Origin of the sequence: Streptomyces purpureus, assembly GCF_014648195.1 — a bacterium.
In the GTDB taxonomy this organism is placed as follows: Bacteria; Actinomycetota; Actinomycetes; order Streptomycetales; family Streptomycetaceae; genus Streptomyces; species Streptomyces purpureus.
The window spans coordinates 152,268-164,868 of sequence record NZ_BMQQ01000014.1 but is presented as its reverse complement, the minus strand read 5'-3'; the positions used below and the strand labels follow the sequence as shown (position 1 = coordinate 164,868).

General features: G+C 72.4%; 13 protein-coding genes. 4 read left to right on the top strand and 9 right to left on the bottom strand.

Translation table 11 applies throughout. The features are described 5' to 3' along the window. Positions 1 to 36 precede the first annotated feature (36 nt). The 3 genes from IEZ01_RS19470 to IEZ01_RS19460 all read right to left on the bottom strand — a co-directional run bounded on the left by IEZ01_RS19470 (position 37) and on the right by IEZ01_RS19460 (position 2,240). Positions 37 to 855 carry an SCO1664 family protein gene (locus IEZ01_RS19470; RefSeq protein ID WP_189202798.1) on the bottom strand — a complete coding sequence of 273 codons (819 nt, stop codon included), beginning with the start codon at positions 853 to 855 and terminating at the stop codon, positions 37 to 39. Further along, entirely contained in the window at positions 819 to 1,409 is a 591-nt protein-coding gene (locus tag IEZ01_RS19465) for a DUF3090 domain-containing protein (RefSeq protein WP_019885014.1), read from the bottom strand. Before IEZ01_RS19465 ends, IEZ01_RS19470 begins: the two co-directional genes overlap by 37 nt. A 132-nt stretch (positions 1,410 to 1,541) precedes the next feature. Then, positions 1,542 to 2,240 (bottom strand): histidine phosphatase family protein, encoded by a 699-nt coding sequence (locus tag IEZ01_RS19460; RefSeq protein WP_019885015.1) that lies wholly within the window; start codon positions 2,238 to 2,240, stop codon positions 1,542 to 1,544. Between the two features lie 63 nt (positions 2,241 to 2,303). Between IEZ01_RS19460 and corA the strand changes: the two genes are divergently transcribed. Next, positions 2,304 to 3,296, top strand: a complete 993-nt coding sequence (gene corA, locus IEZ01_RS19455; protein WP_189202833.1) for a magnesium/cobalt transporter CorA — start codon at positions 2,304 to 2,306, stop codon at positions 3,294 to 3,296. A 24-nt stretch (positions 3,297 to 3,320) separates the two neighbouring features. On the opposite strand, the gene IEZ01_RS19450 is transcribed toward corA, so the two are convergent. Continuing rightward, entirely contained in the window at positions 3,321 to 4,106 is a 786-nt protein-coding gene (locus IEZ01_RS19450; RefSeq protein ID WP_019885017.1) for a hypothetical protein, read from the bottom strand. 259 nt (positions 4,107 to 4,365) lie between these two features. Beyond that, positions 4,366 to 5,415, bottom strand: a complete 1,050-nt coding sequence (locus tag IEZ01_RS19445; protein WP_189202796.1) for an LLM class F420-dependent oxidoreductase — start codon at positions 5,413 to 5,415, stop codon at positions 4,366 to 4,368. A gap of 142 nt (positions 5,416 to 5,557) precedes the next feature. On the opposite strand from IEZ01_RS19445, the gene IEZ01_RS19440 reads away from it, so the two are divergent. Continuing rightward, complete coding sequence (locus IEZ01_RS19440) at positions 5,558 to 6,547, top strand: aldo/keto reductase (protein ID WP_189202794.1); 990 nt, start codon at positions 5,558 to 5,560, stop codon at positions 6,545 to 6,547. Further along, positions 6,544 to 8,727: an AAA family ATPase gene (locus IEZ01_RS19435; protein ID WP_189202792.1), complete on the top strand. Its 2,184-nt coding sequence runs from the start codon at positions 6,544 to 6,546 to the stop codon at positions 8,725 to 8,727. Before IEZ01_RS19440 ends, IEZ01_RS19435 begins: the two co-directional genes overlap by 4 nt. A gap of 70 nt (positions 8,728 to 8,797) precedes the next feature. Here IEZ01_RS19435 and IEZ01_RS19430 read toward each other — a convergent pair whose 3' ends face one another. Beyond that, on the bottom strand, positions 8,798 to 9,457 hold the full coding sequence (locus tag IEZ01_RS19430; RefSeq protein WP_019885021.1) for a hypothetical protein: 660 nt from the start codon (positions 9,455 to 9,457) through the stop codon (positions 8,798 to 8,800). Between the two features lie 47 nt (positions 9,458 to 9,504). Here IEZ01_RS19430 and IEZ01_RS19425 point away from each other — a divergent pair, with 47 nt between their 5' ends. Then, positions 9,505 to 9,693 carry a DUF5703 family protein gene (locus tag IEZ01_RS19425; protein ID WP_019885022.1) on the top strand — a complete coding sequence of 63 codons (189 nt, stop codon included), beginning with the start codon at positions 9,505 to 9,507 and terminating at the stop codon, positions 9,691 to 9,693. 74 nt (positions 9,694 to 9,767) lie between these two features. Here IEZ01_RS19425 and IEZ01_RS35895 read toward each other — a convergent pair whose 3' ends face one another. The 3 genes from IEZ01_RS35895 to IEZ01_RS19410 all read right to left on the bottom strand — a co-directional run bounded on the left by IEZ01_RS35895 (position 9,768) and on the right by IEZ01_RS19410 (position 12,417). Further along, positions 9,768 to 10,553 (bottom strand): chaplin family protein, encoded by a 786-nt coding sequence (locus IEZ01_RS35895; RefSeq protein WP_019885023.1) that lies wholly within the window; start codon positions 10,551 to 10,553, stop codon positions 9,768 to 9,770. A 138-nt stretch (positions 10,554 to 10,691) separates the two neighbouring features. Next, positions 10,692 to 10,925, bottom strand: coding sequence for a chaplin ChpH (gene chpH / locus IEZ01_RS19415; RefSeq protein ID WP_019885024.1), 234 nt, complete (start codon positions 10,923 to 10,925; stop codon positions 10,692 to 10,694). A 163-nt stretch (positions 10,926 to 11,088) separates the two neighbouring features. After that, on the bottom strand, positions 11,089 to 12,417 hold the full coding sequence (locus IEZ01_RS19410; protein WP_019885025.1) for a M20/M25/M40 family metallo-hydrolase: 1,329 nt from the start codon (positions 12,415 to 12,417) through the stop codon (positions 11,089 to 11,091). Positions 12,418 to 12,601: the final 184 nt, after the last annotated feature.

Here is a 12,601-nt window from a genome sequence, read left to right as displayed (position 1 = left end):
TCGTGCAGCCGTTCGTGCAGGGGGGAACGAACCGGGTCAGACCGGTGGCCAGGGGATCGCCGGCCACTCGCCGGAGGGTTCCGGGTGCCGCCCGGTGGCGCGCAGTCGGGTGACACGCGCGCGTACGGCGTCGATCTCGGCGGCGGTCAGGAGCTGGGCCAGCCGGGTGGCGAGCGGCATTCCGTCGGCGAGCTCGGCCTCCAGCCGGGAGAGCACCTCGGCCGCCTCGTCCGGCAGCGGCTCCCCCGCCCAGCCCCACAGCAGGGTGCGGAGCTTGTCGTCCACGTGGAAGGTGACCCCGTGGTCGATGGCGTAGAGCCGCCCGTCGGGGGCGGGCAGCAGATGGCCGCCCTTGCGGTCGCCGTTGTTGATCACGGCGTCGAGCACGGCCAGCCGGCGGAGGTCGGGGTCGTCGGCGTGGACCAGCAGCGCGGTGCGGTCCTCGGCGACCTGGGCGAGCCCGACGGCCTTCCAGCCGTCGGACGGTTCCTCGTCCTCGACCAGCGCCAGAAGGCTCGCCTCCGGGTCGGCCTCGATCCACAGCTGGCACATGCCCTCGCCGTAGGGCCCGTCGCGCAGCACGGTGGGCGGGACGAGCCCCCAGCCGGTCGCCTCGGAGAGGGCGTACGCGGCGACCTCACGCTGGGCGAGGGTGCCGTCGGGGAAGTCCCACAGCGGGCGCTCCCCCGCGATGGGTTTGTAGACGCAGGCGGCCTCCTGGTCCTCGTAGGCGACCGAGCAGTACAGGACGGCGTTGGAGGCCTCGCGGACCTGGCCGCGGACGGTGAGCTCGCCCTTCGTCAGGAGGTCGAGGACCGTCATGCTCCCCGGCGGTATCCGTTCTGGCGCGGGCACACATGTCCTTCCGGGTCGAGGGGGAGGCTGCACAGCGGGCACGGCGGGCGGCCGGCGTTGACGACGTCCAGGGCGCGCTTGGCGAAGGCCCTGGCCTGAGCGCCGGTGAGCCGGACCCGGAGCATCGGCGGGCCGTTCTCCTCGTCCTGCAGGAGCCGCTCCTCGGCCTCCGCGAGGTCCTCCTCGGTGTCGGCGTCCAGCTCGACGAGGGCCTGGGCCTCGACGATCATCCGCTGGTCCTCGCCGTCCCAGGCGAGCGCCATGGTGCCGACCCGGAACTCCTCCTCCACGGGGGAGTCCAGCGGGGCCGTGTCGGTGATCTCGGCCGGGGCGACGGCCGGTACGGGGGCGTTGCCGCCGGTGCGCCGTACGACCTCGTCGAGCAGTTCGTCGATCCGCTCGGCGAGGGCGGCCACCTGGGTCTTCTCCAGGGCGACGCTGGTGACCCGTCCTGCGGCGGAGGCCTGCAGGAAGAACGTACGGCGGCCAGGCAGCCCGACCGTACCGGCCACGAAACGCTCCGGCGGGTCGTAGAGGAACACCTGACGGGACACGTCCCTGTCTCCCTTGAGTATCGACGGCTTGATCGGACGGCTGACTTGCGCGCGACGGCAATCGGGCCATGGGGGCCGGGGGTTGTCCCCCCTGGCGCTACGGCGCCTCATCCACCCTACTGCGCGAAGCGATCACGGTGCGCCCGCACCGCCACCGACCTCGGCGGTGGCGCTCTCGGCGGTGGAATCGCCGCTCCCCCGGGGGATCAGCGCGCCGAAGTCGCCGGTGTCTCCCAGGCGCAGCAGGAAGGGCCGCAGCCGCGTGTAGCGGACTGCGGTCACGGAGCAGGGGTCGACGTGGATGCGCTGGAAGAGGTCGAGGTGCATCCCGAGCGCGTCGGCGACCAGGGCCTTGATGATGTCGCCGTGCGAGCACATGAGGTAGACGGCGTCCTCGCCGTGCTCGGCCTCCATACGGGCGTTCCATTCGCGGACGGCCTCGACGGCCCGCTGCTGCATGGCGCGCATCGATTCGCCGCCGGGGAAGACGGCGGCGGAGGGGTGCTGCTGCACGGTCTCCATCAGGGGCTCGTCGGCGAGCTCGGCGAGCTTGCGTCCCGACCAGTCGCCGTAGTGGCACTCGCCGATCCGGTCGTCGGTGTGCAGGGGCAGATCGGGGCGGGCGTCCAGCAGTGGCTGGAGGGTCTCCCGGCAGCGCTGGAGGGGGCTGCTGACGGCGGCGGCGAGCGGCACCCGTGCCAGCCGCCCGGGGAGCGCGGCGGCCTGTGCGGCGCCCCGCTCGTCGAGGGCGACACCGGGGGTCCATCCGGCGAGGATCCCGGCGGTGTTGGCGGTGGAGCGTCCGTGGCGGACGAGGATCAGCGTGGCCATGCCCGCAAGGGTAGAAGCACGAGGCGGGCCATGGAGGTGCGAGGGCCCCGGGACGAAGGGAGAATACGCGCCGTGATCGTGGACTGTGCCATCTACAAGGAGGGCGCCCGGTCCGAGGGCCCCTCCGATCTCTCGGACGCCCTGGCCCAGGCACGGGCCGACGGGGACGCCTTCCTCTGGCTGGGGCTGTACGAGCCGACGGAGCGGGAGTTCGGTCATGTCTCGGAGGAGTTCGGGCTGCATCCGCTGGCGGTCGAGGACGCGCTGAAGGCGCATCAGCGGCCGAAGCTGGAGGTCTACGACGACTCGCTGTTCATGGTCCTCAAACCGGTGGTGTACGAGCCGGAGAGCGACCGGGTCTCCACCGACGAGCTGATGCTGTTCGTGGGCGACTCGTTCGTGGTGACGGTCCGGCACGGCGCCAGCGCCCCGCTGGCGGCCGTGCGCAGGCGCCTGGAGGCCGAGCCGGAGGTGCTGCGGCAGGGGCCGACGTCGGTGCTGTACGCGGTCGGGGACGCGGTGGTGGACCACTACATCGACGTGGCGGGCGAGCTCCAGGTGGACCTGGAGGAGCTGGAGGCGGAGGTCTTCGCGCCCGACGGCGGTCATCCGAAGACGACCGCGGCGCGGATCTACACGGCGAAACGGCAGGTGCTGGAGTTCCGCCGGGCCACCGGCCCGCTGGCGGCGCCGGTGACCCGGCTGGCGGCCGGGACCGTGCCGTTCGTGCACGAGGCGGCCAAGCCGTTCTTCCGGGACGTGGGAGACCATCTGACCCGGGCGAACGAGCAGGTGGAGGGGCTCGACCGGCTGCTGTCGGACATCCTGTCGGCGCATCTGGCGCAGATGGGGGTGCGGCAGAACGACGACATGCGGAAGATCTCGGCGTGGGCGGCGATGGCGGCCGTGCCGACGATGGTCGCGGGGGTCTACGGCATGAACTTCGACCACATGCCGGAGCTCACGTGGACCTGGGGGTATCCGGGCGTGGTCGTGCTGATGGCGGGCGTCGAGGTGGGGCTGTACCGGTTGTTCAAGCGGCGCGGATGGCTGTAGGGCCGGCCCCCGCGCCGCCGCGGGTCAGAAGGCGGGTGCAGGGGTTGCGGGGCCGCCGAGGGCGTCCCGCCGCTCGGGCATCTTGAGGTCGACCATGCGCCGCCAGCCGCCGGCCCGCTCGTAGGCGTACATGCCGTGGATACCGACCCTGAGGGCGAGCGACTTGGCCTTGGGCCAGCGCAGGATGCGGCCCATGTGGCTCATGACGGCGAGGCTGACGTCGCGGTAGACCTTGATCTCCGCGAGCGCGCACTCGCGCAGGGTCCGCTGGATCGCCCGGCCGTGCCCGGCGCGGGCGAGGCGCAGCAACTCCTCGTGGCAGTAGGCGAGGTGGTTGTCCTCGTCGTTGCTGATCATGCGGATCGCCTTGCCGACCTCCGGATGGTCGCCGAAGTACTTGACCAGCATCACCATCTGGTCGGCCGCGCGCTGTTCGGTGACGCGGCTGTGCGAGAGGTAGACGACGATGTCCCGCTCGTCCAGGGGCTCGTCGTTGCGGAGCTTTTCGTGGGCGAGGCCGATGCCGCTCTTCTCCAGGAGCATCGTGTAGTCGGTCTCGGGCGGTACCTCGACCGGTTCCAGATCGCGCTTCTTGAGCAGGGCGTTGAAGATACGGCCGTGCTTGTCCTCGTCGGCGCCGTGCCGGGTGATCTTGGGGGCGAGTTCGCGCATGCTCGGCGGCACCAGGGCGGCGATCCGGGCGTTCTCCCAGCCCCCCTGGGTCTCGCCGCTTGCGGCGATCGAGCAGAAGAGCTGGTACGCCTCGTCGTCGTCGACGATCTCCTGGAACAGGCTGCGGGCCGAGAGCATCAGTGCCACCTCCGTGCGAGCGTCCGCGATACGCCGGTGGGCCTCTCCCGGACACCCCGGGAGCAACCTCCGCAAAGGGAGAGTCAAATGCGGGACGGGGCCGGAGGCAACAGATAGGGCCGAAGACTGGGCCGAAAGAAGGAGCGCACGCGGGCGTGGAGCCCCGTAACCGGGAGCCCGGGTCCGGCGTTGTGCTGCGTGACGGCCGTGGCGGGGAGACACCCCGAGCCCCCACCACGGCCGCGAGTCTTTCCCGGGGTCAGGCGAGGCCCGCGTGCTCGAGGGCCTCGGTGCCGGCCCGCAGCGCGGCGATCCGCTCGTCGAGCGTGAAGCCGGCCGGGGCCAGGGTGAGGGTGGTGACACCGGCCTGGGCGTAGGCCCGCATGCCGTCGGCGATCCGGTCCACGGAGCCGAGCAGCGTGGTCTGGTCGATCAGCCGGTGCGGTACGGCGGCCGCGGCGCCGGTCTTGTCCCCGGAGAGGTACTTCTCCTGGATCTCGGCGGCCTCCTTCTCGTACCCCATGCGCTGCGCGAGCTGGTTATAGAAGTTCTGCTTGCGGCTGCCCATGCCGCCCACGTAGAGGGCGGTGTACGGCCGGAAGGTGTCGGCGAGGGCCTCGACGTCGTCGCCGAGGGCGAGCGGGACGGTGGGGTGGACGTCGAAGCCTTCCATGGTCTTGCCGGCCTTCTCGCGGCCCGCGCGGATGTGGCGGAGCGCGGTCTCCTCCAGGTGGTCGGCGGAGGGGAAGATCAGCAGGGCGCCGTCGGCGATCTCGCCGGTCTGTTCGAGGTTCTTGGGGCCGATGGCGGCGATGTAGAGCGGGATCTCGTGGCGCGTGGGGTGGACGGTGAGCTTGATGGGCTTGCCGGGGCCGCCGGGCAGCGGGAGGGTCCAGTGCTCGCCCTCGTAGGTGAGGCGCTCGCGGGACATGGCCTTGCGGACGATCTCGACGTACTCACGCGTACGTGCCAGAGGCTTGTCGAACTTCTGGCCGTACCAGCCCTCGGAGACCTGGGGGCCGGAGACGCCGAGGCCGAGGCGGAAGCGGCCGCCGGAGAGGGAGTCGAGGGTGGCGGCCGTCATCGCCGTCATGGCGGGCTGGCGGGCCGGGATCTGCATGATCGCCGAGCCGATGTCGATCCGTTCGGTCTTCGCGGCGACGAAGGACAGGACGGTCGGGGCGTCCGAGCCGTACGCCTCGGCGGCCCAGCACACGTCGTAGCCGAGGCGGTCCGCCTCCTGGGCGACCGCGAGGTTGTCGCCGTCCATGCCCGCGCCCCAGTAGCCGAGGTTGATGCCCAGCCGCATGTCCCACACCCTCTTTACTGATCAGTAACGTCCCTTTGGCGCGGACTCTAGCGCGCGGCCGGACGTTCCGTCAGGGGGCCTCGCGAGGGAGGTTGTCCACAGGCTCTCTCCGCGTGGTGTCTTGGCCAGTACTCTCCCGCCCATGGAGCAGAGGCATCTCGGCCGTACCGGCCTGCGCGTGTCCCGGATCGGGCTCGGCACCCTCACCTGGGGGCGGGGCACCGACGAACACGACGCCTCCGAGCAGTTGAAGACGTTCTGGGAGGCCGGCGGGACGCTGGTGGACACGGCGGACGTCTACGGCGGCGGCGAGGCGGAGTACCTGCTCGGGCAGCTCATGGAGCGCCTGGTGCCCCGGCGGGATCTGGTCGTCGCCACCAAGGCGGGCAGCGTGCCCCATCCGGATCCGGGGCGCCGGTTCGACGCCTCGCGCGGTCATCTGCTGTCGGCGCTGGACGCGTCGCTGGCCCGGCTCGGCACGGACCACGTCGATCTGTGGCAGGTCCACGCCTTCGACCCGCGCACCCCGCTGGAGGAGACCCTCCAGGCCCTGGACATCGCGGTGACCAGCGGACGCGCCCGCTACGTCGGCGTCGCCAACTTCTCCGGCTGGCAGCTGGCGAAGGCGGCCACATGGCAGCTCGCCGCGCCCGGCGGCCGTACCCCGCTCGCGGCGACCCAGATGGAGTACTCCCTGCTCCAGCGGGGCATCGAGCGGGAGGTACTGCCCGCCGCGCGGGACCTGGGAGTCGGCCTGCTGCCGTCGTCACCGCTCGGGCGCGGGGTGCTGACCGGGAAGTACCGGGGCGGGACCCCGGCCGACTCCCGGGGTGCCTCGGAGACGATGGCGCCGTTCGTCGAGCCCTATCTCGACGATCCGTCGAGCCGGATCGTGGACGCGCTGGCGACGGCCGCGGACGGGCTCGCCGCGACCCCGCTCCAGGTGGCGCTCGCGTGGGTGCGGGACCGGCCGGGAGTGACCGCGCCGATCGTGGGCGCGCGCAACGCGCAGCAGCTCACGGCGGCGCTGTCAGTGGAGAGCCTTAGTCTTCCTGACGAGATCTGCCGGGCCCTCGACGATGTGTCGGCGCCCGTGCACCGCTACCCCGATCAGGACTGGAGCACGTTGTGACTGTGCCTTCCGAGGAAGCCGCCGGCCCCGAGACCGCCGGCGAGCCGGCCGGCGAGGCCGAGCAGAGCGCCGAAGGCACCGACGCCGAAGGCACCGACGCCGAAGGCACGAGCGCAGAGGGTACGAACGCCGAGGGCACGGCAGAGGTGTCCGAGGCGCAGGCCGAGCTCGCCGCGCAGCGGGAGCTGCGGGAGCGGATCGAGCGACGCAAGGCCGAGAAGGAGGCGCCCATCGAGGCGGGCGCCAAGCTGAGCGGCACGGCCGCCGACCTGCTGGCGGCGGTACGGGCGGTGGAGAGCGGCGAGAAGTCGGGCACCGCGTTCTTCGACTCCCCCGCCCCGGCGCCCCGCCGCTCCGCCCCCGAGCCCCCCGCGCCGGTACGGCCCCAGGCGCCCGGACCGGCCGCGACGCACGAGCGGGCCGTGACCCCTGAGACGCTCGCGTCGGTACGGGCGGCGCTGGCCCGGGGCGGCGCCCCCGAGGCGCTGGCCCCGCGTGCGGCGGCCGTCCTCGGCGAGGGCGCGGGCGAGCTGCTGGCCGAGGACCCGTGGCAGCTGCTGTCCCTGCCGGGCGTCCGCCCCGAGCAGGCGGACGGCTTCGCGCGGGCCCTGCTGGGCGACGCGTGCGGGCCCGGCGACGAGCGGCGGACCACGGCCCTGGTCGGCTGGCTGCTGGAGCGGGCCGCGCTCCAGGGGCACACGGCCATGGAGCTGGCCGCCGTCCGGGAGGCGCTCGCCGAGCACAAGGTGCCGGACCCGGCGGAGGCGGTGCGGCACGCCGTGGCCGAGGGTGTGGTGCTCGTGTTCCAGGAGGAGGAGCAGGAGGAGCACGGCCAGGAGGACGAGGAGGGTGGCGAGGAGTCCGGGGAGCGCCCCGAGGGCGCGCCGGAGGCGGCCGCCGCCGAGGCCGGTCCGGTCCTGCTGGGTCTCGACCGGTACGCGCTCGCCGAGGAGTCCCTCGCCGACGGCCTCGCCCGGCTGGCCAGGACCGGCCCTTCGGACGACTGGGCCGAAGCGTCCGCCGCCGCGCCCACGCCGTCCGCCGCCGAGCTGATCCGGGCGTCCGGTGCCCATGGCCTGGTCGTCCACACGGGCGGCGAGGCGGCCCGCGCCGAGCCGGTCGCGCTGGCCGGCGCGGCGCGCGACCTCGGCCTGCGGGTGGTCGTCGCCGCCCACAGCGAGAACGGCGTGCGGCGCCTGGGTGAGGAAGCGCGGGCGGTCACCGTGGCCGCCCTGCTCTCCGGTGCGGCCGGGCCGGGACGGGACGCGGAGGGCGCGCTCGCCGTCGACCTGCTGGCCGTCCTCGACGCCCCGCAGCTGGACGTGGAGACCGCCGCGATGCTCGTGGAGTCGCTGCCCGACGGCTGCCGACTGGTCCTCAGCGGCGATCCCGGTGTGCTCGGTTCGGCGGGCGCGGGGCGGGTGTTCGCCGATGTGCTGGCCGCGCGGGTCTGCCCGCAGGTCGCCTCCCGGACCCCCGACCCGGGCCCGGTCGGTGAGCTGGTGTCGGGCATCGGGATCGGCGAGCTGCTCCCGGTCGAGGCGCCCGGCAAGGAGGTCGTGATCGTCCCGGTCCGGGACGCGGGCGAGGCGGTGCACCGCGCGGTGCAGCTGGTCGCGGACTCGGTGCCCAGGGCCTTCGCGCTCACGGCCGAGCAGATCCAGGTGATCACCGTCGGCCACGGCGGCTCGGCGGGTACGCGCGCGCTGAACGCCGCGCTCAAGCAGCGGCTGAACCCCGGCCCCGGCCGGTTCGCCGGCTTCGACCCGGGCGACCGGGTGGCGTACGCCCCGGCGCCGGGACGGACGCTGACCGGGACGGTCGTCTCGGCGGACGCGGAAGGGCTGCGGCTGGACTGCGGCGGCGCGGCGGTCGTCGTCCCGAAGGACCGCGTGGAACAGTCCCTCCGCCACGGCTGGGCCCTCACGGCACACCAATCGGCCGGCATGCGCTGGCCGGCGGCGGTCGTGGTCCTGCCGGGCGACGCGGCCCAGGGCCTGAGCCGCCCATGGGTCTACACGGCCTTCGGCCGTGGCGAGCGCCACCTCTCGGTGGTCCACGGAGCGGACCAGGCACTCCCTCGCGCGGTATCCGAAACCCCCGCCCTCCCCCGCACGACCCGCCTGCGCCCCCTGCTCGAAACCCTCCTGACGGAACCGGAGGAGCCCACGGCCGACTGACGGCCGTGGGGGTACCGGCCACGCCGGTACCCCCACGGACCGTCCGCCGATGCACCCCGCCCGTGGCCGGTCAGGCACCCTCCGTGTCGAGGTCCAGCACATCCTCGTCGGTGTCGTCGTCGAAGACCGCGCTCACGTCGAAGCGGCAGACGATCCGTTCCGGGTCGGCCTGGTCGAAGGGGGTGGTCAGCCATTCGCCCGGTTCCGGGAGCTCGTCCGCAGCCGAGACCCAGAGGGTGGAGTCGCCCTCCTCCAGGCCGAACTCCTTGTGGCGGGAGGCGATTTCGTCCGGTTCGTACTCGCCGAAGAGGACACCGATCGCCGCGTGGACGCTGTCGCCGACCGTCGGCGCCGTCTCCTCCGTGGCGTCGTCGTCACGGTCGAGATCGGCGATGCGCTGCGCCTGGGCCAGCAGCCGGTCCGGTTCCACGACGGCGTAGTCGCGCCGGATCAGCACGCTCAGGGCGTTCGGTTCCTCGGGACCGGCGTACGGCGGCATCGAGTCGTCCGCGCCCGGGATCTCGAAGGGGGTGACCTCGTCGTACCGGTCGTAGAGCCGCTCGTCGTAGGCCTCGGCGGCCGCGGCGAGGGCGTTGAACGCGCTGTAGACGGCCGGGTCGTCGTCGCCCGTGCGGCGTTCCACCGCCTCCAGGTGACGGTCCAGTGCGGCTTTGACCGCCTCGGCGGCGGCGCGTACCTCGGCAGCGGTGGGCTGCGCAGCATCAGACATGGGACAGACGCTATCCGTACAGAGCCCGTGCCCGCACAATAGATGCGATGCCGGAATACGAATTTGTCGACGTGTACGTGCCGCGCGGCGTCTCCCGCAAGGAGGCGACGCGGCTGCTGACCGACCATGCCGAGTACGGACACTGGGAGTTGGACCGCCTGAGCCTGCTCCGGGACGGCAGCCGCAGGGTGCGGCTGCGCCGGCGCATCATCCGACAGGTGCGCGCCTCGTGGTGAGTGCCCGGAGACGACGGAGCGGGCCCCGCGGCTGCGGGGCCCGCTCCTCTGCGTAACGACGGCGGTCGGGCCGGTTACGCGGTCTGACGGGCGCGGCGGTAGAGCAGCGCACCCGCGAGCAGCATTCCGGCACCGACCGGGATCACCACGCCGAGGGAGGCGGCGCCGGTCTCGGCGAGCTCCTCGGTGGCGTCGTCCCCGGAGGGGGACACGGTCTGCGGGCCGGGCTGGTTCGCCTTGCCCGAGTCGTCGCCGGTGTCACCGGGCTCGCCCGGGTTTCCGGGCTGACCAGGCTGGCCGCCGGGCTCACCGGGGGTTCCGGGGTTCCCGGGCTGACCCGGGTTGCCGGGCTCACCCGGGTTGCCGGGCTCACCCGGGTTGCCGGGCTCACCCGGGTTGCCCGGCTCGCCCGGCTGCCCCGGGCCCGGGCGCTCGACCCCGGATCCGTTGGCGCACTCGTTGCCGAACGTCGGGTTGAGCACGCCGACCACGTCGACGCTGTTCCCGCAGGCGTTCACCGGCACGTGGACCGGTGCCTGCACCTGGTTGCCGGAGGCGACACCGGGAGAGTTGCTCGCCGTACCCGACGCCTCGGACCCCTTGGCGTGGCGGCCCTTGGAGACGTTGGCGCACTTGTTGCCGAACGCGGGGTTGAGCACCCCGATGACATTCACGGTGTTTCCGCAGGCGTTCACCGGCACGTGCACGGGCACCTGAACGGAATTGCCGGACGCGATGCCCGGCGAATTCGACGCGGTTCCACTGGCGTTACTGTCGGCGTGCGCATATCCGCCGCCGAGGGCGAGTACGCCGCCCGCGGCCGCCACGGTGATCAGGCCTTTACGCGTGACCTGTCGCATAGGTTGTTCCCTGCCTTCTAGGCTTCCGGACTGCCTCCGGGCGGATCACCCGGAGACGGAATGCCCACCGGCCCCGGAGTGCATGGCGTGCACTCCGGGGCCGGCCGGGCTCAGACCCTCACGGGTTGAGACGCAACGTCACTTGTTGATGCAGTAGTTGCCGAAGGTGGGATTCAGCAGCCCGACCACGGAGACCGTGTTGCCGCACACGTTCACCGGCACGTGGACGGGCACCTGGACGACGTTGCCGGAGGCGATACCGGGGGAGTTCAGAGCAGCACCCTGAGCACCCGCGTCGGCAACGGCGACGCCCGCACCCGCGAGCACGAGACCGCCAGTGGCAGCCGCAGCAGCGACGACCTTCTTGATCATTGTTCCTCCTTGTTGGCAATGCGATCCCAGCCGCGGATCGCATCACCTGTAACGAGGGGGAACTATTGAGGCTACGAGCCTATGAGTCCGTTCACCCTTTCCGGTTATCTCCGCACTCCCGCTCGAATTCGACGTACAAGAGCGCGAGGATTCGCCGTCGATCTCACGAAGCGTCGATGAAACGGTCCAGCACACGTACGCCGAACTTGAGTCCGTCGACCGGAACGCGCTCGTCCACGCCGTGGAACATGCCGGCGAAGTCGAGCTCCGGCGGCAGCTGGAGCGGGGCGAAGCCGAAGCAGCGGATGCCGAGGTCGTCGAAGGACTTGGCGTCCGTGCCGCCGGACAGCATGTACGGCACGGCCCGGGCGATCGGGTCCTCGGCGCGCAGCGCCAGCTGCATGGCGTCCACCAGGGCGCCGTCGAAGCTGGTCTCCAGCGCCTTGTCGCCGTGCACGTCCTCGCGCTTCACCCGGGGTCCGAGGATCCGGTCGAGGTCGGCCAGGAACTCCTCCTCGTACCCCGGCAGGAACCGTCCGTCGACATGGGCGGTGGCCTGGCCGGGGATGACGTTCACCTTGTAGCCGGCGCCGAGCATCGTCGGGGCGGCCGAGTTCCGCAGGGTCGCGCCGATCATCTTGGCGATCCCGCCGAGCTTCACCAGCGTGGCGTCCATGTCCTCCGGGTCGAGCGGGGTGCCCAGCGCGTCGGAGAGCTCGTCGAGGAAGGACCGCACTGTCTTGGTGACCCTGACGGGCCACTGGTGGCGGCCGAGGCGGCCCACCGCCTCGCACAGCTCGGTGATGGCGTTGTCGTTGTTGGTCATCGAGCCGTGGCCCGCGGTGCCCTCGACGGTCAGCCGCATCCAGTGCATGCCCTTCTGGGCCGTCTCGACCAGATAGAGCCGCAGGTTCTCGTTGACCGTGAAGGAGAAGCCGCCGACCTCGCCGATCGCCTCCGTGACCCCGTCGAAGAGGTCGCGGTGGTGGTCGACCAGGTGCCGGGCGCCGTAGGTGCCGCCGGCCTCCTCGTCGGCGAGGAAGGCGAGGACAATGTCGCGCGGGGGCTTGCGGCCGCTGCGCAGCCGGTCCCGTACGACCGCGAGGGTCATCGCGTCCATGTCCTTCATGTCGACGGCGCCGCGGCCCCACACGCAGCCGTCGGCGACCTCGCCGGAGAACGGGTGGTGGGTCCAGTCCTCCGCATTGGCCGGCACCACGTCGGTGTGGCCGTGGATCAGCAGGGCGGGGCGCGAGGGGTCCTCGCCCTCGATCCTGGCGACCGTGGAGGCACGCCCCTTGTGGGACTCGATGATCTGGGGATCGAGTCCGACCTCGGCCAGCTTCTCGGCGACGTACTCGGCCGCGGCCCGCTCCCCCGGCCCGGAGTGGTCGCCGTAGTTGCTGGTGTCGATGCGGATGAGGTCGCGACAGAGGCCGACGACCTCATCCTCGCCGGTGACGCTCCGGGCCGCGGTGTTCGAGTCGCTCACGCTGCTTCCTCCCACTGTCACTGCTGGTGGTCCCCCTCATCCTCCCGCGCGCCGGTCCCCCGCCCAAGGGCAGCCCCGGCCGTCGTACGGCCGTCACGGCTCCGGCCTGGGAAGGGGTGGTGATCCGCCACCTCGAATGTTTGCTATGGTTTTCCACGTCGGAACGGCCGAACGGCCCGAACGG

Bases quoted from the DNA above. Each gene is read 5' to 3' on its own strand.
- chpH (WP_019885024.1), bottom strand. From the start codon at position 10,925: ATGATCAAGAAGGTCGTCGCTGCTGCGGCTGCCACTGGCGGTCTCGTG.
- IEZ01_RS19460 (WP_019885015.1), bottom strand. From the start codon at position 2,240: ATGGCCACGCTGATCCTCGTCCGCCACGGACGCTCCACCGCCAACACC.
- IEZ01_RS19440 (WP_189202794.1), top strand. From the start codon at position 5,558: ATGGAGCAGAGGCATCTCGGCCGTACCGGCCTGCGCGTGTCCCGGATC.
- IEZ01_RS19430 (WP_019885021.1), bottom strand. From the start codon at position 9,457: ATGTCTGATGCTGCGCAGCCCACCGCTGCCGAGGTACGCGCCGCCGCC.
- IEZ01_RS19445 (WP_189202796.1), bottom strand. From the start codon at position 5,415: ATGCGGCTGGGCATCAACCTCGGCTACTGGGGCGCGGGCATGGACGGC.
- IEZ01_RS19425 (WP_019885022.1), top strand. From the start codon at position 9,505: ATGCCGGAATACGAATTTGTCGACGTGTACGTGCCGCGCGGCGTCTCC.
- IEZ01_RS35895 (WP_019885023.1), bottom strand. From the start codon at position 10,553: ATGCGACAGGTCACGCGTAAAGGCCTGATCACCGTGGCGGCCGCGGGC.
- IEZ01_RS19450 (WP_019885017.1), bottom strand. From the start codon at position 4,106: ATGCTCTCGGCCCGCAGCCTGTTCCAGGAGATCGTCGACGACGACGAG.